Below are 1,390 nucleotides of genomic sequence, written 5' to 3' on the forward strand. Positions count from 1 at the left end.
CATTATTCGGATTCTTCTCTACCTGCTCTTCAAATAACTCATATATAGTCCTATCATTCGGATAATCACTATCAGTAGCATTCCAGTCATATACTATCCTCTGATAATCTTGTGGTGTTAACAGACTATAATCTCTTATCTTTCTTTCTTTTTGTTGAACTAACTGCTGTAATATCCTCTTATATGACTCTACTAATCTTTCTATACTTTCTTCGCTGTATAATGATGTAGCATAGCTTATTAAACCTCTTAATCTACTTTGACTATCATCTATAAAACAACTTAAATCAAACTTAGCTACTTTATAACTTATATCACTTGTTGGCTTAAATAACTTAGTATCTTCTCCACCAAAACTCTGTACACTAAACATCACCTGAAATATCGGATGTCTACTTTGATCTTGTTCTACATTAAGCTCAGCTACCAACTTCTCAAATGGTAAGTCTTGATGACTTTGCACTTCTATAAGATTACTATGTACTTCCTTAAGTAAATCTATAATAGTATCACTCGGATCTATCTGTTCTCTTAACCCTAATGAATTAACAAAAAATCCTATTAAATCTTGTATCTGAATATGATGTCTATTCGCTATAGGCGTTCCTATAACTATATCTTCTTGACCTGTATATTTATGTAATAATACATAAAATACACTTAGCATTAATGAATATAACGAGCTATTATTCTCTTTCGCTATCGCTCTTAACTTAGTAGATATCTCTTCATCTAAATCAAAGCTAACATTAGATCCCCTATAATCTATCTTTGCTGGTCTTGGATAGTCTGTAGGCATATTTAGTGTTTCATATCCTAATAACCTATCTCTCCAATAAGCTAACTGCTTATTAAGATTAGTCCCCTGCAAATACTCACGCTGCCATACAGCAAAGTCTTTATATTGAATACTTAATTCCGGTAAGTGAATAGGAGTATTATTAGTATAGTAATCATAATAAGCTTTTAATTCTTTAAGCAATATATCAATAGACCAACCATCACTTGCTATATGATGGATATTAATCAATAGCTTAGTATCATCATCTTCTCTATATATCGATACCCTTATCGGATAGTCATTAACTAAATCAAACGGTGTATTAATATCTAAATCAATTTGCTTAGATATAACCGTATCTTGATAATTATATTCTCTAATAACTAAATCATCATTCAATACTACTTGATAGTCACTCCCTTCTTCATCTTGTCTAAATACACTTCTTAATACCTCATGTCTTTGCACTATAGAACTTATAGATCGTTTAATCGCTTCTATATCAATACCTTCATTAAGTGATACAAGCAGCGGCATATGATAAGCATTACTACCTTTCTCATACTGCTCTATAAACCATAAGCGCTCTTGAGCATATGATAGGGAATA

Annotated in this window: 1 protein-coding gene; it reads right to left on the reverse strand. The window is 31.3% G+C overall.

The genetic code is table 11. The features are described 5' to 3' along the window. Positions 1–1,390, reverse strand: a 1,390-nt coding sequence (locus ACKTR7_RS09895) for a condensation domain-containing protein (protein WP_407878141.1), incomplete at both ends; no start/stop codon positions are given.

Origin of the sequence: Francisella sciaenopsi, assembly GCF_045862875.1 — a bacterium.
GTDB classification, from domain to species: Bacteria; Pseudomonadota; Gammaproteobacteria; order Francisellales; family Francisellaceae; genus Francisella; species Francisella sciaenopsi.